This is a genomic window from Halosolutus amylolyticus, from assembly GCF_023566055.1.
GTDB lineage: Archaea > Halobacteriota > Halobacteria > Halobacteriales > Natrialbaceae > Halosolutus > Halosolutus amylolyticus.
In genome coordinates this window covers 748,490-774,299 of sequence record NZ_JALIQP010000002.1, presented here as the reverse complement: position 1 = coordinate 774,299, position 25,810 = coordinate 748,490, and the positions used below count along the sequence as shown (strand labels likewise).

Here is a 25,810-nt window from a genome sequence, read left to right as displayed (position 1 = left end):
GTGTCTCACGGCTCGAAGTTCCGACCGTAGTCCTCGAAGGTTACTTCGTCAGGCGAGGCGGCGCCTGCGAGCAGACGGAACGTCGGCATGTTGACGTTGCGTGCGATGTCGAAGTAGCCCCAACCGCGCTCAGCCCACGATTCGGCCGTCCCGGCGTACGGCGTCACCGGATAGTACGCCTCGACGTCCGTCTGCTCGAGTAGCTGTTGAGCAGGTCGAATCGGTTCGAAGACAGCGGCACCGATATGCTGGATGTCGTTTTCCGCGATCGTCTCCTGTGCGCGTTGCATATCTGTAGGGCGCACGTCGTCGTTGGCCGCGAGGTTGACGACGAGCGGTTCGATCGTTACGTCGTAGCGCTCGGCCACGTACGCGAACGCGTTGTGTGCGGCCAAAAAGAGGACGTCACGCTCGGTCGCATCGAAGAGCGCCTGCCACTCCTCGTCGAGTGTCTCGAGCTCCGACTTGACTTCGGCGGCGTGTTCGGTAAACGTCTCCTCGTGATCCGGCGCGATTTCGGCCAGTCCGTCGGCGATGTTGTCGACCGACGTCATCGCCAGCTCGGGATCGAGCCAGAAGTGGGGGTCCTTTGCGTCCCCGACCGCCTCGTCGTCGTCGAGGCTGTCGGCAAGGTCGATCAGTTCGACTCCCTCGCGGACGTTGATCAGGTGCGTCTCCTGGGCCTCGGCTCCGACGGTGTCGATCGCTCGATCGGCCCACGGCTGGAAGTCGGGGCCGACGTGGAGGAACGCGTCCGCGTCGGTGATATCTCGCTGGATCGATGGATCCGGTTCCCAGCCGTGGCCGTGCATCCCCGTCGGAACGAGGTTCTCGACCGAAACGGGCGTCTTCGCAGCGATCTGCCTCGCAAAATCATAGAACGTAAAGAAGGATGCAACGGCGACGGGCCCGTCGTTACTGTCGTCCTCGTCGCCGCTCCCGATACAGCCAGCCAGTCCGGCAACTGCGGTACCCCCAACTGCCGATACGACGCGTCGACGCGACCAGCGATCGTCGCGGGAAGGGAGATCGTTCGTCATGGAGGGAACTAATGTGGCAACACATATAATTATTGCTATCTACTTAATAGATTAGTCGCATCTAAATCAGCGCTTGGCGGTAGAGACAACGGAACGTGTTCGAACTTTTGCCTCTTGGCACTATCCAACGACTGTATTGAACGCAACGCAAAACCAGATAGCTTCCGTTCGAAAACAGCGGAGAGATACGCGGATACAGGAGCTCAATGCCGGCTGACAGTTACGGTGACTGACCACGCAAACACGGCGAAGAACCGTAACCACAGACCGGCTTCCGCTGTTTACCGGGACTTTCCTGGCACGATCCGACCCGGTACCCGTCAACGTCGTTGGTTCGGTTTCGTTGTCTGATCACCTCATCCATGTATTTTCTCTATACTAACTTAATATTTAGCCTTATCTAACCCTGTCGTCTGTGTTGGATTACTGTCTCGATGAGAAAACCTCAATCATCGAGTTATTCTCTCGAGAAACAGTACCAGCGGATGAGAGTTCGTGCACTCGTCCCAACCGACAGTGGCAGTCGGTTACTCCCTGCCGAGCGTGTGGAACTCGTCGTTCGGGCGCATGTCGGCGAACATCGCCAGCCGGTTGCTCAGGTTGTAGAACGCCGCGACGGACGCGACGTCCCAGAGCGCTTCCTCGCTGAACCCGGCCTCGCGGAGCGCCTCGAGATCGCTCTCCTCGATCTCCGTCGGGCGCTCGGTGAGTTTCACGGCCACGTCTAACATCGTCCGGTGGGCGTCGTTGATATCCGCGGTCCGGTAGTTCGCGACGAGTTGATCGGCGAGTTGCGGGTCGTCCGCGTAGATCCGGACGAGCGCGCCGTGGGCGACGTTGCAGTAGTAACAGTGGTTGACGCCGGAGACCGCGACGACGATCATCTCGATCTCCTCGCGCTCCAGGGCGGTGTCCTCGACGAGCGCGTCGTGGTAGTCGAAGAACGCCCGGAAGTGCGACGGCCTGTACGCCATCGCCGAGAACACGTTCGGCGTGAATCCCGCCCGATCGGTCTCCTCGACGATCCGCTCCCGGAGATCGTCGGGAAGGTCCTCGAAGTCGGGAACTGGGAACCGGTGCATGGCGTCGTCGTCGAGTTCCGGTTGCGGTTCGGCCTCGGCGTCCTGGTCTGGGTCGGCCATGGCTACAGGTTCACAGTCGATCGCCATAATTCGCGGTGCCGATCTCCCCGAACACACGAGGTATCGGTCGACAGCGTCATTCGTCCGCGAGCCTACCGCCGTCGGCCGTCGCCGCCTCGCGGACTGCCTCGGCGTCGGGCGCGGCCAGCAAATGGGCCGGACAGTCACAGTCCGAGGCCCCGAATCCCGTGATCCGATCGCCCGGCAGCCGATCGGCTAGCTCGCATTCTCGATCGGCGTCGGGGAACGTGATCGCGGTCTCGAGTCCCGTCTCGGGGTGGCCGAGCAGGTAGTCGACGTGCCAGTGGCGGACGTCCCGCTCGCCGCGAGCGAGTTCGCGATGCCGATCGACGCGGGCGAAGCCGCCGGGTCCGAACGCGGTACCGACGTAGGCGTACGCGCCGGCCTCGAATTCGTGGGTACCGAGCGCGCCGACGTCGATCTCGATCGGCTCCGGAACGTCGATCACGAGCACGTACGTGCCGCCCATACCGGGAGTGTGAACGAGACGGACAAAAACGGGCTCGATTTCGGGACGCGTTCGGGTGTGGATCGATCGGCGTGGCTCCTCACTCGGATTCGCCCCGATCGCGTCGGCTCTCGTCGGTCGGATCCTGCTCGTGGACGTGGCGCCGGTTGCTCTCGTCCTCGTCCGTCCGTGAGTCGCGTTCTCGTCGCTGATCCCGGTCCCGATCGTCGGTTGATCGCTCCGCGGTCCAGCTACCGGATTCGTCGCGCGGCCGGTCGGGTTCGTACTCGAGGCCGCCGCCGGTCCGATCCGTCGCTCGTTGCGGGTCCCGAGACGTCTCGCCGGTTCCACGACGGAGCTCGTCCTGACTGCGGACGTCGCGCTGCGGTTCGTCCTGGCCGCGGTCGCTTCGCCGGGACTCGTGTCGACTCCCCTGCCCAGTCTGGCCCTGCTCTTGTCGCCCGCGGAAGCCCTGGCTCCGCTGGTGTCGCCCGCCCTGGGGCTGGCCCGATCGGTGCTGGTGGGTGTCGCGTTCCTCGTGCCAGCGCTTCTCGGGACCCTGCCGTTCCCGATCGCGCCGATCACGCTGGCCGCGCTCCCCGTGGTGGTCCCGTCCGCCGTGCTGGCCGCCCGCTGGCTGGTCCTGCTGACCTCCCCGTGGTGAGCGCTGGTGCTGGCGGTCCCCGCGGCCCATCTGCTGTCGACCCTGCTGGCCGTACTGTTGCTCCTCGCGTCCGTACTCCCCGCGGCCCTGTCGACCGCGCTGGCTCCCCTCGGGGCTCCGTTGATCGCGCCGACGCTCTCCCTGAGGTTCGGGCCTTCGCTGGCCCTGCTGGCGGCCTTCGCGGCGTGCTTCCCCGCCGTACTGGAGGTCCGATTCGCCGATCGCGTCAGTGTGGAAGCTCGCTCGCTCCTCGCCGCCGCGACCTTCTGTCCGCCGATCACGGCCGCCACCTCGACGCTGGTCGCGACCGCCGCCTCGATCGCGGCCTCGCTGCTGTTCCTGTCGCCCCTGGCGCTGGTGCATTTCGTGATCGTGCTGGCTCCGATCGCGGCGGTCCCCACGACCACGTCGCTGGTCACCGCGATCCATCCGCTGTCGACCCTGTCGACCGCGCTCGCCACGCTGGCGCCGCTGGTCGCGGGCCCGTTGCTGTCCGCCGCGTTGCCGGTTTCGCTGCCCACGATCGTACTGTTCGTGCCGTTCCGGTCTGCGACCGCGCTGTTCGTACTGTTGTCCTCCGCGGTCCTGCTGACCGCGCCGTTGTCCCCCGCGGTCTGGCTGACCGCGCCGTTGTCCCCCGCGGTCTGGCTGACCGCGCCGTTGTCCCCCGCGGCCGTACTCTTCACGGCGATACTCGCCCCGTCTCTCGGCACCGTACTGTTGCCCGCCGGCTCCTTCGATTTCGTGCGAACCCTGCTGGTGCCGTTCGCGGCGCGCCTCTCCGCCGTACTCGAGCGTTCCTTCTTCGATCGCGTCGGTTTCGAACCCCTCGTTTTCCTGGGCTCCGTACTGCTCCTGACGGTCGTGTCGACTGCGGCCGCGGTCGCCCTCGCGTGGCGTTTCACGCTGGCTGCGGCCCTCGGACTGGTCCTCCCGTCGCCAGCCGGTATCCCGCTCCTGGCGGCCCTGGTGGCCTTCCTGGCGACGCCGCTGACCTCTGTCGCGGTCGCCCTGCGCCCGGGGGCTCTGGCCCCAGCCGGGTTCGCCGTAGGGCGTGTCCGTCGGCCGTCGGTCTTCGGTCTCGTGCTGTCCCCCCCGATCGCCGCGTCCCCGTTTCTCGCCCTCGCCGCGGCTGAACAGTCCGTGGAGCCAGCCGCGATCGTCCCCGCTTCGATTCCGGCCGCGATCGTCCCCGCTTCGATTCCGGCCGCGATCGTCGCCGCGATACCGATCGCCCTCGTGCTGTCGGTCGGTTCGTCGGTCCCGCCGTCGCCGGTCGTCGTCGTATCGGTCGTTCATGATTGGTGTAGAGTGGCGTCTCGCCCGGATGCCGCGCTGATGGCCGTCGCTACGTTCGTTTTGCAGGCGGTGATTCGCCTATCAGGCGAATAAAAGCACGGCGCGCGTTCGCTTGCAGCCGTTCGACCGCCGATCGGGCCTCCGTGTGACGGGTTCGCGGCCCCGTCTCACCGGCGGTCGACGGCGCGAGGTCCGTTCCCGAAGTCGTAGTCGTACACCTCTCGCGCGTCCGTCGAGGAGCCGAACGCGAACAGGCCCCGGGCCGGTTCGTACTCGTAGGTGATCCACTGCGGCAGGAACTGCGTCCCGATCAGTTTGCGCACCCCGAGTTGCTTGAGTCGCGTCTCGGGCGTGAACTGGTCCGTCAGTCGCAGGTCGACGATCCCGTCGAAGACGTACTCATCCTCCGGATACTTGTCGCTTCCGGCGGTCGTCGCCCCCGCGACGATCGGCACGTACCGGGGCGTACAGATCGTTCCGCGAACCTCCGTTACGAAGTCGTGGACCCGATCCCGCTGGAGCAATCGGCCGAGTTCGTCCAGCGAGTCGATCGTCACCAGCCCCGTTTCGGTCATCTCGAGTGCGTCCAGCGCCTCGTGCAACGCGTCGGCCACCGCCGGCCCGTCGTCCGGTTCCTCGACGGTGACGATCGAGTCCGCCGCGGCCTCGCCCACGAACGTCTGCCACTCGTTGCGGCTCTCGAGGAACGCCTCGCGGTCCGAGAGCCGATGGGTGAAGCAGTCGACGATCCGGAGCCGATCGGTCTCGAGCGCGGGGAGGACGTTCCAGCCGTTCCCGAAGAACCGCTCGAGGGTCGCCGTCGGCGGATCGGCGAAGGAGACGAGGACCGCGGGTTCGCCCCGTTCGATCGCGCGCCAGACGAGTTCGGTCAGGAGTTCGCTCCGGCGGGTGCCCTCGTCACCGGAGAGGAGGAGAAACGAGTCCGCCGGGATCCCGTTCGGTACGAGCGAATCGAGCGGTTCGATCCCGGTCACGACGCGTTTGTAGGCGTCGGGGTCGGGCATGGTCGACTCGCCGTCGGCGGCCTCGCGACAGCTCCCGGAGCAGTAGTGGCCGTCACCGCGCTCTTTCGGTTCGCCCGGGATCGGGTAGTGACAGTGATCGCACTGGAGCGGATACTGGGGTGTCCCCCCGGTCCGCAGGTGCTCGCTCATGACGCCGGTGCTACGACGGTCGGCGAAATAGTTCCCTTTCGTGACTGCCCTGACTGTTCGGCGTGGCGAACGGACCCCGGCCGGAACGGAAGTCGGCTTCGCCATCGTTTTCCCGACCAGCGACCACGATCGGACATGGACACCGCACTCGTCATCGGCGGCACGCGCTTCATCGGCCGCCACCTCGTGGACGACCTGCTCGCACACGGCTACGACGTGACGATCTTCAACCGTGGCAACCACGACGATCCCTTCGCCGACGACGATCGGGCCAGCCACGTCGAGGGCGATCGGACGAACGACTCGTCGCTCGAGGCCGCCGCCGAGACCGTCGACCCGGACGCCGTCTTCGACTGCGTCGCCTACTATCCGAAGGACGTGCAGGCGGCGACCCGGATCTTCGCGGACTGCGAGGCCTACGTCTACATCTCGAGCGGGGCGGCCTACGGCCGCGAGGAGATTCCCAAGCGCGAAGGCGAAACGCCGCTCGAACCGTGTACGCCCGAGCAGGCGATCGACGACTCGAACGAGACCTACGGCGCTCGCAAGGCCGAGGGCGATCGGGCCGTCTTCGCCGCCGCGGAACGCGGCGTGAACGCGATGTCCGTCCGCCCCTGCATCGTCTACGGCCCCCACGACTACACCGAGCGACTGGACTTCTGGATCGATCGCGTGAACCGGTTCGACCGTATCGTGGTGCCCGGCGACGGGACGAATATCTGGCACCGGGCCTACGTCGAGGACGTCGCGTCCGCGATGCGACTCGTCGCCGAGCGCGGCGAGGCCGGCGAGGCGTACAACGTCGGCGATCGGCGCCTCGTCACGCTCGAGGAGATGGTAGACCTGATCGCGGCGCAGTTAGACACCGACGCCGAGGTCGTCACCGCCGGCCCCCGCGAACTCGCGGCCGGCGACATCGCCGTCGACGACTACGTCCTCTACCGGGAGTACCCGCACGTCCTCTCGACCGCGAAACTCGCCGCCCTCGGCTGGGAATCGACCCCGCTCGAGGAGGCCATGGCCCGATCGGTCGCGGCCCACCTCGAGAGCGATCGGACCGGGCGCGAACACGGGCCCGATCGGGAGGCCGAGGAGCGCGTGCTGGGTATTCTAGACACGTTCTGATCGGGAGTTCCGGAGTCGATCGAGTCGTCGCGCCGTCGCCGGCGTCGACGCGAGCTGTTCGTGGAGTCGTCCGCGGCCGTCGGTCGGGTCCGTCGTCGTCTCGTACGCGCTCGCGAGGGTGTCGGCTCCGACCGCACGGGCCGCCTCGCGATCGGCGGCGAACTCGCACCGCTGGAGGTGCCGGGAGAGAAGCGGCCAGGCCACGAGGAGGCCGGCGAGTGCGACGAGCACCGACGTCCAGACGACGAGGGTCAGGAACAGCCCGAGGAGGACGGCCACGACGATCGATCGACGCTCGACGAGTCGGCGGTCGTCGGCGGCGGCCGCCCGCGCACACAGCGCCGTCAGTTCGTCGTCGTCGAGGGCGTCGATCGCGTAGTCGGCGGCGTACAGCCGCCGATTCCAGAACGGGCCCTGCAGGTAGAGTCGCGCCGTTTCGGTTTCTTCGCCCGGAAACACGCCGGCGATCGTCGCCGTCAGGTCGGCCCGATCGGCCGTGGTCTCGAGTCGCCGCCGCTGTTCGCCGGTCGGTTCGGAAATCTCCTGCGAGAGTACCACGCTGTACTGCGTCCAGGCGTAGACGCCGACGACGAGGCCGGCGAACAGGACGGGAGTCAGCCACGGACTCGGCTCCGACGCGCCGAGGAGCGCGGTGACGGGCGCGAGGGCGGCCAGGCAGAAGATCGCGATCGCCGCGAGGTACCTGGCGAGACGGGCGGTCGCCGTCGCGGCACCGATATCGACGTCGCGCCGCGCTCGGGCGTACGGAAAGACGCCGAGATACGCGACGAGAACCGCGACGATCGTCCCGGCCGCAGTCGGCACCCAGGCGAGCGGTTCGGCGAGGCCGCCGGTCAGTACAGGGTGGACGGCCGCGAGCGCCGTCTCGGTCGCGTCGACCAGCCCGGAGAACGCGAGGACGAGCAGGGTCGTGATGCCGACGACGGCGAGGAGCCGGTACGTCCCGTACGATCGGTCGTCGCTCCCGTCGTCGCGCCGAACCGAGTAGACGCCGTACAGTCGGCCCGCCGCGTAGCCGACGACGAGCAGTCCGAGCCAGCGCGTGACTACAGCGAACATATCGTTCGAATCCTGCTCGAAAGTAGCGACCGTCCCGCCTTCACTGTACCGAACGTCGATCGCGAACTGGTCCCGGACTCCATCTCGGACGCTCGGATCGACGAGAACGGTTTTATGTGCTCCACTGCGTGGAACGACGTATGTTCGAGAAGTCGACGTGGATTCGCCTGCCGCGAAACGTCGTCGTCGGCCACGGCGTCATCGACGACGCCGTCGACGTCGTCGACGACCTCCACCTGCAGGGCCGGCCCCTGTTCGTGACCAGTCCGACGCCCCGGGAGGTCGCGGCCGACCCGATCGCCGACGACTTCGTGGCGGCCGGGATCGAGCCAGCGATCGTGACGATTGAGAAAGCGACGTTCGACGCCGTCGAGCGCGTGATCGAGGCCGCCGAAGCCGAGGACGCCGCCTACCTCGTCGGCATCGGCGGCGGGAAGGCGATCGACATCGCGAAGATGGCGAGCGATCACCTCTCGATGGGCTTTCTCTCCGTTCCGACGGCGGCCAGCCACGACGGGATCGTCAGCAATCGCGGCTCGGTCCCCGACGGCGATACGCGCCACAGCGTCGCCGCCGAACCGCCGCTGGCGGTCGTCGCGGATACCGAAATCCTGGCCGAAGCGCCGTGGGAACTGACGACCGCGGGCTGTGCGGACATCATCTCCAACTACACCGCGGTGATGGACTGGCGGCTCGCAAAGCGGCTCAAGGACGTCGAATACTCCGAGTACGCCGCGGCGCTCTCCGAGATGACCGCAGAGATCCTCGTGGACAACGCCGACCTCGTCCGTCCCGGACTCGAGGAGTCGTCCTGGATCGTCACCAAGGCGCTCGTCTCCTCGGGCGTCGCGATGAGCATCGCCGGCTCCTCGCGGCCGGCCAGCGGCGCCGAACACCTGTTCTCTCACCAGCTCGATCGGCTCGCCCCCGGAGCGGCGCTACACGGCCACCAGGTCGGCGTCGGCTCGATCATGACAGCCTACCTGCACGGCGGCGATCGCGGCTTCTGGCGGAACATCCGGGACGCCCTCTCGAGTATCGACGCGCCGACGACGGCCGCCGAACTCGGGATCGACGACGAGACGGTGATCGAGGCGCTGACGACCTGCCACGAGATCCGCGATCGGTACACGATCCTCGGCGACGGGATGAACGAGCGGGCCGCACGCGAAGTCGCGACGAAGACGGGCGTCATCGGCTGAAGACGGAGGTCGGAGGCGAGCGCCGGGAGACGACCGCGATCGGCGGCGGGGCTACCCGAGATCCGCCCGCCCGAACTGCCAGCGGCCGAGGGCGAGCGGCAGGACGATCCAGCCCGCCAGGATGACGAGCATGAACCAGCCCTGGAGGTAGAACGGGTCGCTACTGGCAGTCGCCTGGATCGGCCCGATGTCGTTCGGGAAGACCAGTTCCATCCCGTTGAGGTAGGCACCGGTCGGACTGAGGCTGAAGATCAATTGCAGGAGGTCGTCGGTGTACTCGATCCCGAACCGATCGAAGACGAACCGGATCATGGCGGTCGGGCCGACCGGCAGGAAGTTCCAGGCGAGATTGAACACGAAGAAGAAGCCGATGGCGCTGCCCATTGCCCGCGATCGGCTCGCGGTCGCCGCCGAGATGCCGACGGCGACGGCGACGTACGCCAGCGCGTACAGGAGCGTCAGCCCGACGAAGGCCGCGTAGTGGCCGTACTCGATCGTCATCTCCGGGACCAGGAGCCAGGCGGCGACGATACCGACGCCGAACGAGAGCAGGAGTGCGACGCTCACGACCCCTGCTCGAGCGAGCAGTTTCCCAAGCACCACGTCGGTACGGGAGACGGGGAGGCTCAGCTGGTACTTGATGCTTCCCGACTCGCGTTCGCCCGCGATCGAGAGGTAGGCCGCGACCAGCGCGACCAGCGGGATCACGAGCGCGCCGCCGAGGCCGGCCAGGTTGAACAGCACCATGTAAAAGTCCGGCTCGGCCCTGTTGCTCTGGCCCCAGAAGAACAGGAGCATGAAGACGACGTAGAGCACGGCGGGCGCCCAGACGAGTTTCGCACGCCGCACGTCGAGGAAGTCCCGCTTCGCGATCGAGACGGCGCTCATGCGATCACCTCCTGTGCGGCGGGTTCGTCGCCGGTCCCGGACGACTCGCCGGTGTACTGGTTGAACAGGTGCTCGAGGGAGGTGTCCGCCGAGAGGATGTCGGTGACGGTCGCGCGTTCGTCGAGGTGGCGCACCACGTCGACCTTCACGCTCGCGTCGACACAGACCGCGGAGACGACGCCGTCTTCGACGGTCGCCTCCCGAACCCCCTCGATCGACGCGACGTCGAGGCCGGTCGGCATCGACGCGAGTTCGACGTCGATCGTGGCCGCGCCGGCGGCGTCGTCCCGGAGGTTCTCGATCGAGTCCAGCGCGACGAGTTCGCCCCCGTTCATGATGCCGACGCGGTCACAGACCGCCTCGACCTCGGAGAGGATGTGACTCGAGAAGAACACGGTGGTCCCGCTCGAGGCCTCCTCGCGGAGGAGTTCGCGCATGTCTTGGATCCCGGTCGGGTCCAGTCCGGACGACGGTTCGTCCAGGATCAACAGGTCGGGGTCGCCGACGAGAGCCATCCCCAGTCCCATTCGCTGGCGCATTCCCTTCGAGTAGCCGCCGGCCGTCCGATCGGCGTCCTCGAGCAAGCCGACGCGATCGAGCAGGTCGTCGGGGTCGTCGTCGGCCCCCTTGGTGTCGACGACCCACTCGAGGTGTTCCCGCGCGGAGAGTCGGTCGTAGACGGTCGCACCTTCGGGGAGGACGCCGATCCGCTCGCGAATCCGTTCGGTCTCCTCCTGGGCGTCGTGTCCGAGCACCGTCGCCGTTCCCGACGTCGGCCGGACGAAATCGAGGAGCAGGTTGATCGTCGTCGACTTTCCGGCCCCGTTCGGGCCCAGGAAGCCGAATATCTCTCCCTCCTCGACGGTGAGGTCGAGGTCGGAGACGGCAAGGACGTCCTCGCCGAACCGTTTCGTCAGGCCGGTCGTTTCGATCGCAGCCATACGCCCCCTCCCGCCCCGTAACTTGTAAGTTTTCTCAGCAGTTTCCGAGTGTGAATATCCGCACGGAGACTTTTTCGGGGTCGCTAGACGTGTTCGTCGAGGAACTCCGCGATGGCCGAGTAGGCCTCGATGCGGTTCTCGAGCTTCGAGAAGCCGTGGCCCTCGTCCTCGAAGATCAGCTTCCGGACCGGGACGCCGTGGTCGGCGACTTTCTCGACGATCTGTTCGGCCTCGCCGACCGGGACGCGGGGATCGTTCTCGCCGTGGAGGACGAACAGCGGTGCCTCGATCTCCTCGACGTTGTTGATCGGCGAGATCTCTTCGAGGAACTCGCGGTCCTCCGCGAGGCTCCCGTACTCCGCTTCTCGCAACTCGCGGCGCCAGTCGCCGGTGTTCTCGAGAAACGTGACGAAGTTGGCGATGCCGACGACGTCGATCCCGGCCGCCCAGAGGTCGGGGTACTCGGTCAGCGCGGCCAGCACCATGAAGCCGCCGTAGGAGCCGCCCTTGGCGGCGATCCGATCGGGGTCGACGGCCGGGTGGTCCTGGAGCCACTCGACGCAGGCCCTGATGTCGGCGACCGAGTCCATCCGCTTCTCGACGTCGTCGAGTGCCGCGTAGTCTGCGCCGTACCCCGCCGAGCCGCGCACGTTCGGCTCGAAGTAGGCGTACCCCCGATCGAGGAAGTACTGTTTGACGCTCGAGAACGACGGCCGGCGCTGGCTCTCGGGGCCGCCGTGGATGTCGACGATGACCGGGACGCCGTCGCCGTCGCTGGCCCCGGTGTCGTCCGCCTCGTTCGGCAGGGTCAGGAAGCCGGGCACCTCCAACTGGTCGAAACTCTCGACGTGGACGAGATCGGAGTCGTCGAACGTCTCCCGCGGAATGCCCGCGGTCGGGGCGTCCGTCCACCGTTCCGTCTCGCCGGTCGCGAATTCCACGACGAAGACGTTCGTGTTGACCCTGTCACCGGAGGTCGAGAGCGCGAACCGTTCCGCGTCGGGACCGAAACTCACGCCGCCGGCGACGCCGCCCGGCAGATCGGGTTCGGAGACGGTCTCGAACGCCGTCGGATCGTCGGCGTCGAACTCGCCGACGGTGAGGTCGGTGTAGCCCTCGACGTTCCGCGAGTAGACGAACCGGCCGGTCTCGTCGTCCAGCGCGATGCCGTCGACGTTCCATCCCTCGCCCTCCACGATGCTCTCCAGATCGCCGGTCTCCAGATCCAGGTAGGCCAGGTAGAGCGTGTCCGCATCGCCCTCGTCGGTGACGAGGTAGATCCCCTCGCCGTCGGGAGCCCAGCTCGCGCTCCCGTAGCGGACGTCGCCCTCGTGGGGGGTGAGGTGCTCGAGTTCCTCCGTCTCGAGATCGAGCACGTACAGGTCCTGGTCGAAGTTGGAGTAGGCCTGCGAGACCAGCAATCGGGAGTCGTCCGGGCTCCACCCCGCCAGCGAGAGCCAGCCGTCGCCCTCGTGGACGAGGGTCGCCTCGTCGCCCGTCTCGTCCCGGCCCTGGACGTAGACGTCGAAGACGGACTCGTCGCGTCGGTTCGAGGCGAACGCGAACCGATCGCCGTCGTGACTCCAGCCGCCCCAGCGGTGTTTGGCGTCGGGCATCGCGGTCAGGTTCTCGATCGCGCCCGTCTCGGCGTCGAGCCGGAACAGCTGGGCGCGTTCGTTGCCGCCCTCGTCCATCCCGAAGATCAGTTCGGGGCGCTCGGGCGACCACGAGGCGAAGGTCACCCGCTCGTCGTAGAAGGTGCGCTGTTCGGGCCACTCGCGGGGGCCGGTGAGCGTCCAGACCTGCGGCGTCCCCGTCGTGTCCATCAGGAACGAGAGCCGATCGCCGTCGGGCCCGAACGACGCGCCGTACGCGCTCCGGACGTTGAGATAGCGTTCGATGTCGTAGGTCGGCATGGGGGGATCGTACGGAGCCGATCCTGTAGTGGTTTGTGTTGTGGCCGTCCCCTCGACTCCGATCGTCACGTGTGGCTCGCGCTCGCGACCGTGACCAGTATCCGAATTCGATGACGGGCAGGGCCCGTGAAAACGCGTAACCCGTTCGTACAGCGGCTGTTGGGTATCCGTTCCCCGCGCAGTCGATCGGTTTTCGAACGCACCCGCCGGTGGCCGCCCCCGTCCCGCTGCCGATCGGCGCGGTACCGATCGTCGTGCGTAACAAAGCGGATCGGACGGCCTAGACGGTATCGATGACAGACGGTGGGACCGAATACGACACGGACGACGTTTCGCTTCGCACGGTTCTCCTGACGATGCTGATCGTGCTCGCCGCGTTCGCGGCGGTCGTCGCGGTCGTCGCACCGGCGTTCGTGGCCGGCGATTCCTCCCCCACCGACGGGGGACCAGGACCGACCGATATCGACTCCGAACCGGCGGCCGATCAGGAGGACGCGCAACGCGACGACAACGCCTCGACCGAGGGCCCGTCGGGAGACGGACCGGCGAGCGACGGTACTGACGCGGACGGCTCGGACGACGGCGATGAAGCCGATACCGACGAGGACGACGGGGAGGACGGTGATGCGGTTGACGATAGCGATACGGACGACAGCGATGACGGCGAGTCGGACGACACCGAGTCGGCCGACGTGGACGACGCCGACGACCGCCCCGCTGACGAGGCCGAGACCGACGAAGACGACCCCGATCCGGCCGACGAAGCCGGTGACGACGGCCAGGACGATGGCGTGCTCGAATGGATCGGGTCGTACCTCGAGGATCTCGTTACCGGATTCGAAGAGAACTGACTCGATCGCGAACACGCGGTACGGGCCCGTTTCGAGGGTGCGGGCCGCTCTCCACACTTCTCGATCGCGATATCGCAGGGGAACCGACGCGTCCCGCGATCGGAAATCGCCGAACTGAACGAAAGAAGTGACTTTTTATCCCCGCACTACGTGCCGACGGCATATGCGCATCGCGTTCGTCTCGTACGAGACGGTTCACCACCGCGATACCGAGACGAACCAGCGGTTCCAGTCGATCGTCGACCTGCTCGCGGCGAACGACCACGACGTGCACGTGTTCTGTACCCAGTTCTGGGACGGCGAGCAGGGTCGCCTCGAGCGCGACGACGTCACCTATCACGGCGTGTCGGTCGGGCCGGAGGCGAGGGCCTCGTTCCTGTTGCGGCTGCCGTTCGTCCTCGCGGCCGCGCGGCCGGACGTCGTCCACGCGAGCGCACAGCCGTCGGGACAGGTCCTCGCGGCCAGCCTGGGAGCGACGATGGCCCGCGTTCCGCTACTCGTCGAGTGGTACGGCGACGGCGGCGTCGCGGACGATCGAGCGACGCGGCTGGCGGCCGGCCGCCCGGACTGGATCGTCACTCCGTCCGAACTCGTCGGAACGTGGGTCCGGGAGCGCGGGGCCGACGGCGACCTCGTCGAGCGGATCCCGAACCCGATCGATCTGGAACGCATTCGAGCGGTCGAGCCGGACGAGCGCGTGGACGTGATCTACGCCCGCCGACTCGACGACGGTGCCAACCTCGAGAGCCTCCTGCTGGCGCTCGCGGAGCTTCGCGACCGGGACTGGGAGGCGACCGTCGTCGGCGACGGACCGGAACGTGAGCGGTACGAACGACTCGCGAGCGACCTCCGGATCGACGATCGGATCACGTTCGCCGGCGCGCTCTCGCTCGACGAGCGGATCGCGGCCTACCGCGGGGCCCACGTCTTTGCGCAGACGGCCGAACACTGCGTCTTCCCGACGGAGATGTTGTGGGCGCTGGCGGCCGGTTGCGTCGGGATCGTCGAGTACCACGCCGACTCCAGCGCCCACGAACTCGTCGAGGGCTGGGATCGCGGCTTTCGCACCACGAGCGAGGACGAACTCGCCGACGCGATTCTTTCGGCGGGCGAGCTCGAACACCGCGACGTCGACGAGACGTTCGCCGAGTACGACGGCGACGCCGTCGCCGATCGGTACCTGGAGCGGTATCGGGCGCTGCAGGACGATCGGGGCGTCTTTTGACGGGGGCGGCGATCGCCGTGGCGATCCGACAGGGAGCGAACCCGGCAGTGGCCCGATCTACGCGCCCTCGATCTCCTCGATCGCGAGCTGTGACTCCGGGAGGGTCTGGCCGCCGTCGACGACGATCGAGGTGCCGGTGACGTAGCTGGCGTCCTCGGACGCCAGGTACGCGACCGCGTGGCCGACGTCCTCGGGCGTCCCGAGTTTCCCCTTCGGGATCGAGTTGCGCATCTTCTCGAGGTACTCCTCGCCGAGGTCGTCCAGTCCGCCCGTCGCGATGTTCCCGGGGAGGACGGCGTTGATCGTGATGTCCGAGGCGGCGACCTCGAGTGCGGCGGTTCGCATGAACCCGAGGACGCCGGCCTTGGTCGCGGCGTAGTGGGTCCAGCCGGGATAGCCGACCAGCGGCCCGGTGATGGAGGACGTGATCACGATCCGACCGTAGTCTTGCTCGCGCATGTGCGGCAGACACGCGCGCACGGACAGGAACACACCCTTCGCGTTCACGTCGAAGACCCGGTCCCAGTCCTCGACCGAGAGTTCCTCGAGGGTGGCGGACGGAAAGATCCCGGCGTTGGCACAGAGCACGTCGATCCGACCGTACTCGTCGACGACGGTCTCCGCGAGCGCCGCCGTCTCGGCGGGTTCGGTTACGTCGGCCTCGACGCCTATCGCTTCGCCCGGCAGGTCGTCCGCGACGCGTTCGGCCTCTGCCTCGTCGACGTCGGCCAGGACGACCGTCGCGCCGGCCGTCGACAGCACGTCCGCGATTCCCGCCCCGATTCCGCTGGCGCCGCCAGTGACGATCGCGATTCGATCTTCGACAGTCATCGTTCCGGGTCGAGACTCCACCGGTCGGGACTTAATCGTATCACCCGCTGGCACTCGGCGGTTTCGGGGCGCTCGGGTGCGGACGGCTCGCAATCGGTGATCGGTGCCCGGTTAGATCGTGCGGGACAGCTATTACGATCGGCTCGTAACAGGGAGACGAACATGCAAGACGACTGTGATTTCTGCCGGATCGTCGCGGGGGAGGACGCTGCCGTGCGTGTTTTCGACGACGATCGCGTGCTCGCGTTTCTCGACCAGCGACCGGTTACGACGGGCCACACGCTGGTCGTGCCGAAAACACACGGGTCGGAACTGTTCGAGATGGACGAGCGGACCGTCGGGGCCGTCTTCCGGACCGTCCGGCGGCTCTGGACGGCGATCGACGACATGCTCGATCCGATCGGGATCAGCGTGTTCTACACCACGGGCTCGATCGTCGGAACGGTCGAGCACGCCCACGTCCACCTCGTCCCCCGGTTCGTGGACGACGGCGTCACCATCTCCCTGGTCAGGGATCGGCTCGACGACGCGGATGGCGATCGACTCGCGTCGCGACTGCGGGACGCGGTTTAGAGATCGAACTTCGCGGCCGCGGTCTCCATGTCCTTGTCGCCGCGCCCGGAGAGGTTCACGAGGATCGTCTCGTGCTCGCCGGCCTCGGCGAGTTCGATCGCCCGCGCGATCGCGTGACTCGATTCCAGTGCGGGAATGATCCCCTCGGTCTCGCTGAGTTCACGGAACGCCGCCAGCGCCTCGTCGTCGGTGACGCCCGTGTACTCGCAGCGGCCGACGGCGCGGAACATGGCGTGTTCGGGGCCGACGCCGGGGTAGTCGAGGCCGGCCGAGACGGAGTGGACGTCGACGTCTTCGTTGATCACGCGCGTCTTCATCCCGTGGAGCACGTCGTCGGACCCCTTCGCGAGCGGGGCGGCGTGCCTGCTCGACTCCGCACCCTCGCCGCCGCCCTCCGCGCCGTAGAACGCGACGTCGTCGTCCCGGAAGGCGTGAAAGAGGCCGATCGCGTTCGACCCGCCGCCGACGCAGGCGACGGCCGCGTCGGGGAGCCCACCCGTGCGCTCCCGGAACTGCTCGCGGGCTTCCTCGCCGATGACGCTCTGGAAGTCCCGGACCATGCGCGGGAAGGGGTCGGGACCGACGACGCTCCCGACGAGGTAGTGGGTGTCGTCGACGTTCTCGGCGAAGTCCTCCAGCGCCGCGTCGACGGCGTCGGCCAGCCCCTCGTCCCCGCGGGTGACCTCGTTGACCTCGGCGCCCATCAGGCGCATTCGGAAGACGTTCATCTCCTGGCGCTCGACGTCCTTCTTGCCCATGTAGATCTCCGTCTCGAGGCCCAGCAGGGCGCCGACCATCGCGGTCGCGACGCCGTGCTGACCGGCCCCCGTCTCGGCGATCAGCCGATCGCGTCCCGCCCGCTTGGCGAGGAGGGCCTGGCCGAGACAGTTGTTGATCTTGTGCGCGCCGCCGTGGAGCAGGTCCTCGCGCTTGAGGTAGATGTCGGCCCCGTACCGATCGCTCAGGTTGCTCGCGTGGTACAGCGGCGTCGGTCGACCGGCGAACGATTCGAGCAGGTCGCGAAAGTCGGACTGGAACGCGTCGGTCGTCGCGACCTCGTCGTAGGCGGCAGCGAGTTGCTCGAGCGGTTCCTCGAGCGGTTCCGGAACGTGTCTCCCGCCGTACCCCTCGAACTCTCCGTTGGACATACCCGCCGACTCTTGCTCGACGGTATTAGGTGCTCCCATCTGGACTGCGATCGGGGTTCAAAACAGGACCGTCAGCACCGCAAGCGAGAGCGTGCTGACGACGAGCAACGAGACCAGGACGACGACGACGGGCGTCGTGCCGGTGGTGCGGAGTTCGGCGAGTCGGATCTCCGTCCCGAGGCCGACGAACGCGAGCAGGAACAGCCAGTTGTAGGCGTTCTCGATCGACGCCTGCTGGGCGGCCGAGAACGCGCCAGCGCTCGCGAGGGCCGCGAGCGCGAGAAAGCCGACCACGAACTTCGGGAACTCGCTCCAGAGCGTCCGGAGGGAGGGGCGATCGCCGGTCCCGGATCGGGCGTAGTAGCTCGCGTAGCCGAGCACGACGACCCCGATCAGGGCGTTTCGCGCGAGTTTCGTCATCGTCGCCCACTGGCCGGCGACCTCGGAGTGGGCGACCCCGACCGCGACGACCGGGCCCGTCGAGAACATGCTGACGCCGGCCCAGACCCCGAAGACGATCCCGGAGAGGTCGAGCAGGTCGCCGACGATCGGGTAGACGACGAGCGTCACCGCGTCGAACAGCAGGACGGTCGCGGCCGCGTAGGCGATCTGGTCCTCCCGGGCGTCGATCGAGCCGGCCACCGCGACGACGGCCGAGACGCCGCAGATGCTGGCCCCGGCCGCGAGCAGCGACCCGAGCCGATCGGCGACCCCGAAGACGTTTCGCGCGAGGGTCTCGACGACGACGAGCGTGACGCCGGCGACGCCGATCACGACGAGGAGGACGAGTCCGCCGACGTCGAGCACCGTCCCGAGCGACAGCGACGCGCCCATCAGGACGATCCCGGCCCCGAGCCAGAGCTTGTGGGTCTCGATCCCCGGTTCGAGTCGCTCCGGAACGCCGACGGCGTTCTCGAGGACGAAGCCCAGCGCGATCGCGACGAGGAGGTGATTGGGACCGCCGGCCAGCGCGATCGCTCGGGCCGCGATCGCACCGATACAGAGGGCGAACAGTCCCGGAAGCAATCGGCGCGCACTCATCCGTTTACCACGGGATCCCGAGGTTCAGCACCTGGACGACCGCGACGATCACTGCGCCGACGACGACGCTTCGCCAGTCCCGTTCGAGGGCCGTCCAGGCGGACCGGACGGCGGCCGCGCCTTCGGCCAGCGGCTCGATCGACATCTGATCGATGGTCCGGTCTGCCGACCTTAATCCTTGGCGATTCCGTCACAGATGGCGGCCATATTTACCGTTAGGACGACCGAAAAACGGGGCGCGCCGTCACGTTATCGATCGACGCTGCCGAGCACGATGTCGAGACTGCCGAGCGAGGCGATCAGGTCGGCGACGTACTCCCCTTCGGCCATCTCGGGGAGGGCGGAGAGGTTGTGGAAACACGGGCTCCGGATCTTGAACCGCGCGGGCGAGTTCGAGCCGTCCGATCGGACGTAGATCCCGAGTTCACCCTTCGCGGATTCGACCGCGCGATAGGTCTCGGTACCGGCGTCCGGCTTCAGGGTTCGGGGGACGTTGCTCTGGACGGTTCGCTCGTCCTCGGGCCAGTCCTCCAGCAGGTCGAGACACTGCTCGATGATCTTCGCGGACTCCTCGACTTCCCGCATCCGGACGAGCACCCGCGAGTAGTTGTCACAGCCGTCGAGGGTGACGACGTCCCAGTCGAGGTTTGGATAGTAGCCGTAGGGGTCGTCGCGGCGCAGGTCGTAGTCGATTCCCGATCCGCGGGCGACGGGACCCGTACAGCCGTAGTCTTTGGCCACCTCGGGTTCTAAGATGCCGGTGTCGACGCACCGGATCTGGAAGATCTCGTTCCCGGTGAGCAAGGCGTTGTACTCGTCTACTTTTGCGGGTAGTTCGTCGAGGAAATCCCGGCACTTCTCGACGAACTCGTCGCGCGGTCGGGGCAGGTCCCACGCGACCCCACCCAGTCGGAAGTAGTAGAACATCATCCGCTGGCCGGTCAGGTCCTCCAGGATGTCCTGGACGACCTCCCGATCGCGGAAGGCGTACTGGAAGATGGCAGTGAAGTCGCCGTAGACGTCGAGCGCGAAGGTACCGAGCGCGAGGAAGTGCCCGAGCATCCGGCCGAACTCGGTCGCCATCGTGCGCAGGACCTGGGCGTACTCGGGCACCTCGATGTCCGCGAGGTCCTCGATCGCGCGGGCGACCGCCCACTCGTTGGGGAGGTTCGCGGTGTAGTCCCACCGGTTCGAGTAGGGGATGATCTGGTGGCGGTACTGGCCGTTCTGGCACATCTGCTCCTCACAGCGGTGGAGATAGCCCACGTCGGGATCGACGTCGGCGACGGTCTCGCCGTCGAGGATCGTCTTGAGGTGGAGCACCCCGTGGGTCGCGGGGTGGTGTGGCCCGATGTTGAGGAGCATCGTGTCCGACTCGGACAGCCTCCGGTCCGGTTCCAGCGGGTTCGCGTGCTCCCCGAACCGGACGACCTGCGGTTTCTCCTGGTCGTACTCGAGCGCGAGCGGGTGGCCCTGCCACGATTCGGGCAGGAGAATCCGGCGGAGGTCGGGATGGCCCTCGTACTCGATCCCGACGAGGTCGAACGCCTCGCGCTCGTGCCAGTCGGCCGTCCTGAAGACGGTTTCGGCGGTCTGACAGACCGGATCGTCTTTCGGCACCTGCGCGATCAGCGTCACCTCGTGGGTCCGCTGGTCGTACTTCGTCAGGTGATAGATCGACTCGTAGCGGTCCTCGTACTCCTGTGGGGTGAGACACGAGAGGTGATCGAATCCGGCCTTGTCTCGCAACAGCGCCAGGACCGCCTGAACGTCGTCCGGGCGGATCACGAACGCCGGCGCGTTCTCGTGGTCGTCCCGGCCGATCGCGTACTTGTCGAGCAGCGCCTCGAGTTCGGCCTCGTCGACCTGCTCGTCTCGCAGGTGGTCGTACTCGGGGTCGATGCGCTCGCGCTCGCGCTGTTCTGGTTCACTCATGGGGGACTCCAGGGACGCCGTTGCGGACGCTAGCGTGTGTTTCTCTCACGTACACTCGACACGGGAATGAGGGTTTTGGGGGATCGGACTGACAGTCACGGGATTCGATCGGTTTCGAGCAGTCACTCGTGGACACCGTCGAGGCACCGACTCGCAATTGCGGCGGAACTCGTGATTCGTTCGCCGGTCGTACTCGACCCGCGATACTGCAGTGACCGCCCCGACGTCGCTGGTCCCCCCGTCACGTATGTGTCGAGATCGGACTTTATGTGAGCGAGTACCATAGCATGACATATGTCTTCCCGAATCGAACCGATCGAACCCGGTGACGCGGACGACGAGACGGTCAACGAGATCCTCCGAGAGAGCGAACGAGGCTGGTACAAGGATTCCGCGTACTTCGGTGCCGTCGCACATCGACCGCGACTGTTGAAGCGGCTCGTCAGAACGTTCCGCCTCTTTCCGCGGAGCGATTCGATCGACGCCGAGACGCTGGAGTTGATGCGACTGCGGGTCGCTGCGGTCCACGGCTGTGCATACTGCGGCACCGTTCGTACCTGGGACGTGAAGGACGCGATCGAACCGAAAGAAGACGCGGTGTTCGCCGATCAAATCGATACGAGCGAACTCACGCGGCGCGAGGAACTCGCCGTTCGCGTGGCGGACTACATGTCTCGGAATCCACAGGAGATGCCCGACGAATTCGTCGCCGAACTGCGCGAGGAATACAGCGACGAGGCGATCGTCGAACTCCTGCTGTTCGCCGGCCTCGAGGTCGGACTCGACAGGTTCTGTATCGCGTTGCGGCTAGATACCACCGAAACGAGTCCGTACCCGACCGGACTCGAGTATCCGCTCGAGCGAGAGACGTAGCAACGGGTCGGCGCTTCCGAACTCGACGGCGCGATCGAGTACCCGAGGGGCCTGGGTCGAGAACCGGTCGCCTGGCCCGTCCCCGTACCCGTTGGAGTGTCGATCCAGCTGACCGACGGCCGGACGACGCCCGTCGTCGGTGGTCGCGAGCGATTGTCGTCCCGATGGATCTGCTTTCAGCGTTTCAGCGGTCGAACGCCTGTTCAACAGACATTTCACACTGAATACTGACATCTCAACGGATGACCGACTACGAGTGGTTTGCCGGCATCCAGGTAGTGATCCTCGTCGCAATCGGGGGCTTTCTGGGGGCGAACGCCCGATTTGGGGTCGGCCTCGTCTCCCCGGGCTTGTCCGGAACGTTCGTCGCGAACGTGACCGGGAGTTTCGTGCTCGGGTTCGTCGTGTACGAGGCGATGTACACCGACTATCTCACGGACAGGAGTCGTCTGCTCGTGTCGACGGGCTTTCTCTCCTCGTACACGACCTACAGCACGTTCGCGTACCAGACGGTGACTGTCGAACCGCTGGTCGGCCTGATCAACGTCGCTGCCAGTTACTCGTGTGGCTTTGCGGGCGTCGTACTCGGTCGATGGGTCGCGCTTCGAATCCGAGGTGGATCTCGTGAGTGACCCGGTACTTCTCGTCGGCTTCGGTGGTGCGATCGGTGCGCTGGGTCGGTACACAGTGACCACTCTCGTCGAGGGAGAGCGATTCCCGCTGTCGACGTTCCTGGTGAACGTCCTCGGAAGCTTCCTGCTGGGACTCGTGCTGTTCGCGGACGTCGCCGAGTCGATCCAGTTGTTCGTCGGGGTTGGAGCCTGCGGCGCGTTCACCACGTTTTCGACGTTCTCCGTCGACACGGTTCGACTCGTCGAGGAGGGGCACGTGCGGACTGCCACTATCTACGCGCTCGGCAACGTCCTGGTCTCGGTCACGGCGATCGGGATCGCCTGGGTCCTGGTCGCCTGACCGACCGCCGCCGCTCGAAATCCGACCTGGACCGCATCAGGCTGCCCACGGCCAGAAGCCGGCCGCCATCAGGTAGCCGGCCGCACCCGTGACGAGACCGACGGCCGTCGTGAACCAGGCGATCGGTTCGGTGTACTCGTCGAGTTCTAACCCCAGTAGCACCCAGAACGTCGCCCAGAGGACCGCCCAGATCCACCAGAGTCCGGCGAGTCCGACGTCTCCCCCGGTAAATACCAGGTATCCCGTCGGAACGGCGATGACGGTGACGAGTATGCAATACCAGCCGAACGATCGCTGGTCACCGATACCCCGGATCGCGTTCGCGCCGATCCACAGGTACGTGAACGAAAACAGCAGCGTCCCGGCTGCGACGAACGCGTCTCCGGACTGGTACTCCCCGAACGCCCACAACTCGCCGAATGCCCACCACATCGCGATGATGAACGTGAGTATCCCGACGAAAAAGTTCAGTATCGCGACGTCGCTGTCGGCCCCTTTGCCGAGCAACCAAATCCCGTTCACCACCAGTACGGCACCGACGAAAATCAGTCCCATACCCAGTATCATGTACAGTGACATTGCTGTCCACCCCGTATTGCGTGTTATTACCACACAAGTGGTGCTTCAGCAGACGGATTAATAATTCTAGCCGATACGCGCGTGAAATATCTCCGAGTGGACACAGTCTCGGCCTCGTAAACGAACGATTTCCCGCGTCCCGGATCGCAACCACGCTCCGGACTCCGGTCGCCGATCCGACGGACCGGACACCGGCGTCCGAGTCCCGGTCCACCATCGGGTATAACGGTTATGCTTCGAGACGTGGTGCGGACGACTACGGATGTCCGAGGACGAGACTGACCCCGCCACGGATCGCGAACGCCTCTCGCTACAGTCGATCACCGATCGGATCGATTCTCTCAGTCCAGGCGACGAAATATCGTTCAACGATCGGGACGCGCGATACGAGGTCGTCGAAACCGACAGGTACTCGATTACGGTCGTCGGTCCGAACGACGACCGTCTCACGCTCTCGCAGAACCTTCAGACCGGCGGCTGGGCCGTCCACGAGGAACTCTGGTGGATCGGTTCCGACCGATCCGCTGACTGACTCGTCTCGAATCGGCGGGCGGCCTGCGTTGGCCGGGCGTCGTCGCGCGAGAATCGACGATTCGATCAGCAAGTCCCGATCGAACGACCGATCGTCGCGGCAGACATCCCCTCGAGGGAGCGCCGGGCGCGGGCCGGAGGATCAGGGGATCTCCAGAAACAATCGAAACTCGAGGTCGTCTTTGGACTCGCCGACGACGTCGGAGAGTCCCTTTTCGAACGGCCGCTCGAGTGGGGTTCGGTCGGCGATGTCGGGCGTACACAGTTGATCCGCGATTTGCTGGGCATGATCGGCGCGTGCCCCCGACGCCCGCAGGACGATCCCCGCGACGGACTCGTCCCGAGCGAGCGCGGACGCCGCCGTCGTCGCGACGGACTCGGCGTCGTCGTGTTCGAAGACGAAGACGCTGGCGAAAGGTGCATCGTCTCGTGTCACCAGTTCTACGTCCACGTCGTCGGCCGCTGTTCGACCATCCGCTGCCGGTTCCGTGACCAGTCGATGCAACGTCTGGGCACGCTCGGCGCTTCGCTCCCGCCACTGCGCGATGCTCTCGTCCGGTGCACAGCGAATCCGGTACCGATCGTCGTCGATGCGATCGAGGAGGCCGTACGCGACGAGGAGGGTGAGTCGGTACTCGATCTCGGACGCCGACGGCTCGTCGCCGTCTACGTGGTCGCCAACGTCGGCCGCCGAGAACGGATCACTACCGAACGCGGCATGGGCCGTGAGATACGCCTCGATACAGTCGTCGATCGCCGGAAGTGTGCCGAGCGTCGCCATCGATCGGTACCGCAACCGGCAACGCTCGAATAGAAAACGTTGTCGGGGACTCTCGGTAAGGGGTCCGGTTCCGCTCCGAACTATTCCACTGCCGACTCGCGAATTTCCCTTGTCATTCTCCCGACCGTCTACGTAATTATTAGTGTAATCCGTGCTGTGAGATAGCTATATGTGCCGATATGTGGGAAGCTAACGTGTATCATGCCAGAGACGATATTCGAGGTGGACGTGGACGCCTCCATCGAGGAACAACCGGATCCGATAGTGAACCGCTGGCATCCGGACGTCCCACCGGCGGCGACGATCGAACCCGGTGAGAAAGTTCGGATCGAATGCCTCGACTGGACGGGGAATCAGGTGAAAAACGACGACAGCGCGAACGACATCCGGGACATGCGGTTGGATCCCAACCACCACTTGAGCGGCCCCTTCGAGGTCGCGGGGGCCGAACCCGGTGACGTTCTCGTAATCGACATTCTGGATCTCGGCCCGTTCCCGGAGAACGAGTGGGGGTTCACCGGCATCTTCGAACTGGATAACGGCGGCGGGTTCCTCACCGATCACTTCCCGGAAGCCAGGAAGGCTATATGGGAGACCGACGGCGTGATGACTCACTCGCGTCATATCGAGGACGTGCGATTCCCGGGTTGTACTCACCCCGGCATCGTCGGGACTGCACCCTCACACGAACTGCTCGAGGAGTGGAACGAGCGCGAGAAGGCACTCATCGAGCGGGGGGCTGAGGCCGAAACCGCAGTCAATCACGAAACGCGAGAGGACGACCCACCGCTCGCTCTGCCACCGGAACCGAACGAGGTATTCCTCGGGGACATGGACGAGGAAGACGTCGAGGAGGCAGCCGAAGAAGCGGCCCGGACGATCCCGCCCCGGGAGAACGCCGGGAACTGCGACATCAAGAACCTCGGTCGCGGCTCCCGGGTGTATCTCCCCGTGTTCGTCGAGGGTGCGAACTTCATCACCGGTGATCTGCACTTCTCCCAGGGCGACGGGGAGATCACCTTCTGTGGCGCCATCGAGATCGCCGGCTGGATCGACTTGAAAGTCGACGTCATCAAAAACGGGATGGAACAGTTGGGAACCGATTACGCGATGTTCAAACCCGGCTACCAGGATCCCGACTTCTCGAACTACGTCGTCTTCGAGGGCTACTCCGTCGACGAAGACGGCACCCAGCACTACAAGAACGCGAACGTCGGAATGCGCCGGGCCTGTCTGGATGCGATCGACTACCTGACGAACTTCGGCTACACCGAAGAGCAGGCGTACATCCTCCTCAGCACGATCCCCGTCGAGAGCCGTATCGCGGGAATCGTCGACCTGCCGAACACCTGCGTGACGGTGTCGGTTCCCAACGAGGCCTTCGACATCGACATCGATCCGGATACGCTCACCGACGAGTACGCGTCCGTCGGCGGGAAAGGCGACGTCGCCAAACCCTCCTGATCCGGCATCGGTCCCAGTTCGCGGTCTTTTTCGGGCCGATCCGAACCGGTCGGGACCCGCGTCCG

27 protein-coding genes are annotated in these 25,810 nt (G+C 66.2%); 11 read left to right on the top strand and 16 right to left on the bottom strand.

Translation table 11 applies throughout. The features are described 5' to 3' along the window. Positions 1 to 5 precede the first annotated feature (5 nt). From MUN73_RS10220 to MUN73_RS10205, 4 genes are all read right to left on the bottom strand, one after another. The gene (locus MUN73_RS10220) at positions 6 to 1,040 is read right to left on the bottom strand and encodes a metal ABC transporter substrate-binding protein (protein WP_250140364.1); all 1,035 of its coding nucleotides are present in this window, start codon (positions 1,038 to 1,040) and stop codon (positions 6 to 8) included. Between the two features lie 527 nt (positions 1,041 to 1,567). Continuing rightward, the gene (locus tag MUN73_RS10215) at positions 1,568 to 2,182 is read right to left on the bottom strand and encodes a peroxidase-related enzyme (RefSeq protein ID WP_250140363.1); all 615 of its coding nucleotides are present in this window, start codon (positions 2,180 to 2,182) and stop codon (positions 1,568 to 1,570) included. 76 nt (positions 2,183 to 2,258) lie between these two features. After that, on the bottom strand, positions 2,259 to 2,672 hold the full coding sequence (locus MUN73_RS10210; RefSeq protein WP_250140362.1) for a GIY-YIG nuclease family protein: 414 nt from the start codon (positions 2,670 to 2,672) through the stop codon (positions 2,259 to 2,261). A gap of 79 nt (positions 2,673 to 2,751) precedes the next feature. Further along, on the bottom strand, positions 2,752 to 3,345 hold the full coding sequence (locus MUN73_RS10205; RefSeq protein ID WP_250140361.1) for a hypothetical protein: 594 nt from the start codon (positions 3,343 to 3,345) through the stop codon (positions 2,752 to 2,754). Between MUN73_RS10205 and MUN73_RS10200 the strand changes: the two genes are divergently transcribed. After that, positions 3,322 to 4,707 (top strand): hypothetical protein, encoded by a 1,386-nt coding sequence (locus tag MUN73_RS10200; protein ID WP_250140360.1) that lies wholly within the window; start codon positions 3,322 to 3,324, stop codon positions 4,705 to 4,707. The genes MUN73_RS10205 and MUN73_RS10200 overlap by 24 nt on opposite strands. A 74-nt stretch (positions 4,708 to 4,781) precedes the next feature. On the opposite strand, the gene MUN73_RS10195 is transcribed toward MUN73_RS10200, so the two are convergent. After that, positions 4,782 to 5,789 (bottom strand): RAD55 family ATPase, encoded by a 1,008-nt coding sequence (locus tag MUN73_RS10195; RefSeq protein WP_250140359.1) that lies wholly within the window; start codon positions 5,787 to 5,789, stop codon positions 4,782 to 4,784. Between the two features lie 135 nt (positions 5,790 to 5,924). Between MUN73_RS10195 and MUN73_RS10190 the strand changes: the two genes are divergently transcribed. Continuing rightward, a complete protein-coding gene (locus tag MUN73_RS10190) occupies positions 5,925 to 6,914 on the top strand; it encodes an NAD-dependent epimerase/dehydratase family protein (protein ID WP_250140358.1) in 990 nt (329 codons plus the stop codon). Here MUN73_RS10190 and MUN73_RS10185 read toward each other — a convergent pair. Next, the gene (locus MUN73_RS10185) at positions 6,900 to 7,994 is read right to left on the bottom strand and encodes a M48 family metalloprotease (RefSeq protein ID WP_250140357.1); all 1,095 of its coding nucleotides are present in this window, start codon (positions 7,992 to 7,994) and stop codon (positions 6,900 to 6,902) included. The genes MUN73_RS10190 and MUN73_RS10185 overlap by 15 nt on opposite strands. Before the next feature lie 140 nt (positions 7,995 to 8,134). On the opposite strand from MUN73_RS10185, the gene MUN73_RS10180 reads away from it, so the two are divergent. Continuing rightward, positions 8,135 to 9,196, top strand: coding sequence for an NAD(P)-dependent glycerol-1-phosphate dehydrogenase (locus MUN73_RS10180; RefSeq protein WP_250140356.1), 1,062 nt, complete (start codon positions 8,135 to 8,137; stop codon positions 9,194 to 9,196). A 51-nt stretch (positions 9,197 to 9,247) separates the two neighbouring features. Here the strand turns inward: MUN73_RS10180 and MUN73_RS10175 are convergent, their stop codons facing one another. From MUN73_RS10175 to MUN73_RS10165, 3 genes are all read right to left on the bottom strand, one after another. After that, positions 9,248 to 10,084 (bottom strand): ABC transporter permease subunit, encoded by an 837-nt coding sequence (locus tag MUN73_RS10175; RefSeq protein ID WP_250140355.1) that lies wholly within the window; start codon positions 10,082 to 10,084, stop codon positions 9,248 to 9,250. Further along, positions 10,081 to 11,025, bottom strand: coding sequence for an ABC transporter ATP-binding protein (locus MUN73_RS10170; protein WP_250140354.1), 945 nt, complete (start codon positions 11,023 to 11,025; stop codon positions 10,081 to 10,083). The genes MUN73_RS10175 and MUN73_RS10170 overlap by 4 nt, the downstream gene beginning before the upstream one ends. An 83-nt stretch (positions 11,026 to 11,108) precedes the next feature. Next, positions 11,109 to 12,941 (bottom strand): S9 family peptidase, encoded by a 1,833-nt coding sequence (locus MUN73_RS10165; protein WP_250140353.1) that lies wholly within the window; start codon positions 12,939 to 12,941, stop codon positions 11,109 to 11,111. Between the two features lie 293 nt (positions 12,942 to 13,234). Between MUN73_RS10165 and MUN73_RS10160 the strand changes: the two genes are divergently transcribed. Both MUN73_RS10160 and MUN73_RS10155 read left to right on the top strand, forming a co-directional pair. After that, positions 13,235 to 13,792, top strand: coding sequence for a hypothetical protein (locus tag MUN73_RS10160; protein WP_250140352.1), 558 nt, complete (start codon positions 13,235 to 13,237; stop codon positions 13,790 to 13,792). 163 nt (positions 13,793 to 13,955) lie between these two features. Continuing rightward, positions 13,956 to 15,017, top strand: coding sequence for a glycosyltransferase family 4 protein (locus tag MUN73_RS10155; RefSeq protein WP_250140351.1), 1,062 nt, complete (start codon positions 13,956 to 13,958; stop codon positions 15,015 to 15,017). Between the two features lie 57 nt (positions 15,018 to 15,074). Here the strand turns inward: MUN73_RS10155 and fabG are convergent, their stop codons facing one another. Beyond that, positions 15,075 to 15,848 carry a 3-oxoacyl-ACP reductase FabG gene (gene fabG / locus MUN73_RS10150; RefSeq protein WP_250140350.1) on the bottom strand — a complete coding sequence of 258 codons (774 nt, stop codon included), beginning with the start codon at positions 15,846 to 15,848 and terminating at the stop codon, positions 15,075 to 15,077. Between the two features lie 162 nt (positions 15,849 to 16,010). On the opposite strand from fabG, the gene MUN73_RS10145 reads away from it, so the two are divergent. Beyond that, positions 16,011 to 16,421, top strand: coding sequence for an HIT family protein (locus MUN73_RS10145; RefSeq protein WP_250140349.1), 411 nt, complete (start codon positions 16,011 to 16,013; stop codon positions 16,419 to 16,421). Here the strand turns inward: MUN73_RS10145 and trpB are convergent. The 4 genes from trpB to MUN73_RS10125 all read right to left on the bottom strand — a co-directional run bounded on the left by trpB (position 16,418) and on the right by MUN73_RS10125 (position 20,545). After that, positions 16,418 to 17,569, bottom strand: coding sequence for a tryptophan synthase subunit beta (gene trpB / locus MUN73_RS10140; RefSeq protein ID WP_250140348.1), 1,152 nt, complete (start codon positions 17,567 to 17,569; stop codon positions 16,418 to 16,420). The two genes, MUN73_RS10145 and trpB, sit on opposite strands and share 4 nt — an antisense overlap. A 57-nt stretch (positions 17,570 to 17,626) precedes the next feature. After that, on the bottom strand, positions 17,627 to 18,610 hold the full coding sequence (locus tag MUN73_RS10135) for a YeiH family protein (protein WP_250140347.1): 984 nt from the start codon (positions 18,608 to 18,610) through the stop codon (positions 17,627 to 17,629). Positions 18,611 to 18,614: 4 nt separating this feature from the next. Further along, positions 18,615 to 18,755, bottom strand: a complete 141-nt coding sequence (locus MUN73_RS10130) for a hypothetical protein (protein ID WP_250140346.1) — start codon at positions 18,753 to 18,755, stop codon at positions 18,615 to 18,617. Between the two features lie 104 nt (positions 18,756 to 18,859). Next, a complete protein-coding gene (locus MUN73_RS10125) occupies positions 18,860 to 20,545 on the bottom strand; it encodes an NADH-quinone oxidoreductase subunit D (protein ID WP_250140345.1) in 1,686 nt (561 codons plus the stop codon). Between the two features lie 294 nt (positions 20,546 to 20,839). Here MUN73_RS10125 and MUN73_RS10120 point away from each other — a divergent pair, with 294 nt between their 5' ends. The 3 genes from MUN73_RS10120 (at position 20,840) to crcB (ending at position 22,390) form a co-directional block, all read left to right on the top strand. Next, entirely contained in the window at positions 20,840 to 21,418 is a 579-nt protein-coding gene (locus MUN73_RS10120; protein WP_250140344.1) for a carboxymuconolactone decarboxylase family protein, read from the top strand. A 242-nt stretch (positions 21,419 to 21,660) separates the two neighbouring features. Continuing rightward, complete coding sequence (locus tag MUN73_RS10115; RefSeq protein WP_250140343.1) at positions 21,661 to 22,050, top strand: fluoride efflux transporter FluC; 390 nt, start codon at positions 21,661 to 21,663, stop codon at positions 22,048 to 22,050. After that, a complete protein-coding gene (gene crcB / locus MUN73_RS10110; RefSeq protein WP_250140342.1) occupies positions 22,043 to 22,390 on the top strand; it encodes a fluoride efflux transporter CrcB in 348 nt (115 codons plus the stop codon). The genes MUN73_RS10115 and crcB overlap by 8 nt, the downstream gene beginning before the upstream one ends. 36 nt (positions 22,391 to 22,426) lie before the next feature. Here crcB and MUN73_RS10105 read toward each other — a convergent pair whose 3' ends face one another. After that, on the bottom strand, positions 22,427 to 22,969 hold the full coding sequence (locus MUN73_RS10105; protein WP_250140341.1) for an AmiS/UreI family transporter: 543 nt from the start codon (positions 22,967 to 22,969) through the stop codon (positions 22,427 to 22,429). Positions 22,970 to 23,231: 262 nt separating this feature from the next. On the opposite strand from MUN73_RS10105, the gene MUN73_RS10100 reads away from it, so the two are divergent. After that, a complete protein-coding gene (locus MUN73_RS10100) occupies positions 23,232 to 23,501 on the top strand; it encodes a sortase family protein (protein ID WP_250140340.1) in 270 nt (89 codons plus the stop codon). Between the two features lie 141 nt (positions 23,502 to 23,642). On the opposite strand, the gene MUN73_RS10095 is transcribed toward MUN73_RS10100, so the two are convergent. After that, the gene (locus MUN73_RS10095; protein WP_250140339.1) at positions 23,643 to 24,281 is read right to left on the bottom strand and encodes a hypothetical protein; all 639 of its coding nucleotides are present in this window, start codon (positions 24,279 to 24,281) and stop codon (positions 23,643 to 23,645) included. A 201-nt stretch (positions 24,282 to 24,482) separates the two neighbouring features. Between MUN73_RS10095 and fmdA the strand changes: the two genes are divergently transcribed. Beyond that, positions 24,483 to 25,745 carry a formamidase gene (gene fmdA / locus MUN73_RS10090; RefSeq protein WP_250140338.1) on the top strand — a complete coding sequence of 421 codons (1,263 nt, stop codon included), beginning with the start codon at positions 24,483 to 24,485 and terminating at the stop codon, positions 25,743 to 25,745. Positions 25,746 to 25,810: the final 65 nt, after the last annotated feature.